The sequence below is a fragment of the Streptomyces globisporus genome (genome assembly GCF_003501885.1).
Lineage (GTDB): Bacteria > Actinomycetota > Actinomycetes > Streptomycetales > Streptomycetaceae > Streptomyces > Streptomyces globisporus_D.
This window is the reverse complement of record NZ_QWFA01000417.1, coordinates 1-664: the sequence shown is the minus strand read 5'-3', so window position 1 is coordinate 664 and position 664 is coordinate 1. Positions and strand designations below refer to the sequence as shown.

General features: G+C 73.8%; 1 protein-coding gene. It reads left to right on the top strand.

Going from position 1 to position 664, the window contains the following annotated elements:
- Positions 1–664, top strand: a 664-nt coding sequence (locus D3105_RS34070; RefSeq protein ID WP_240647145.1) for a pyridoxal-dependent decarboxylase, incomplete at both ends; no start/stop codon positions are given.

The following is a 664-nucleotide window of genomic DNA, read 5'->3' as shown; positions in this document are numbered from 1 at the left end:
CTCCTCCACGGCCTCGACCGCGCCCACAGCGTCACCCTCGACCTCCACAAACTCGGCTGGCAGCCCGCATCCGCCGGCCTCCTCGCCGTACCCGAACACCACCACCTCACCCCCCTCCACCACCACGCCCCCTACCTCAACGCCGACGACGACACCGAAGCCGGCCTCCCCGACCTCCTCGGCCGCTCCCTGCGCACCACCCGCCGCCCCGACGCCCTCAAGATCGCCGTCACCCTCCAGGCACTCGGCCGCACCGGACTCGCCGACCTCGTCGACCGCACCATCGCCACCGCCCACCACCTCGCCGACCTCATCACCAAAACCCCCACCCTCGACCTCTACGACCGCCCCACCATCAGCACCGTCCTCTTCCGCCCCACCGGCACCGACGACCACACCGTCGCCACCGTCCGCCGCACCCTCCTCCAACGCGGCCACGCCGTCCTCGGCCGCGCCCACGCCGAAGGCCGCCTCTGGCTCAAGGCGACCCTCCTCAACCCCCACACCACGCCCCAGGACCTCCAGACCCTCCTGGACCTGGTCACCGGAACCACCACCGACCTCCTCACCGGCCCCCCGGCCGAACCCCTCACCGGCCCACAGGCCCACCTCCGCACCGGCCCGCCCGCACCGGAGACCCGGGAGGCCCCACCGACCCCCACCC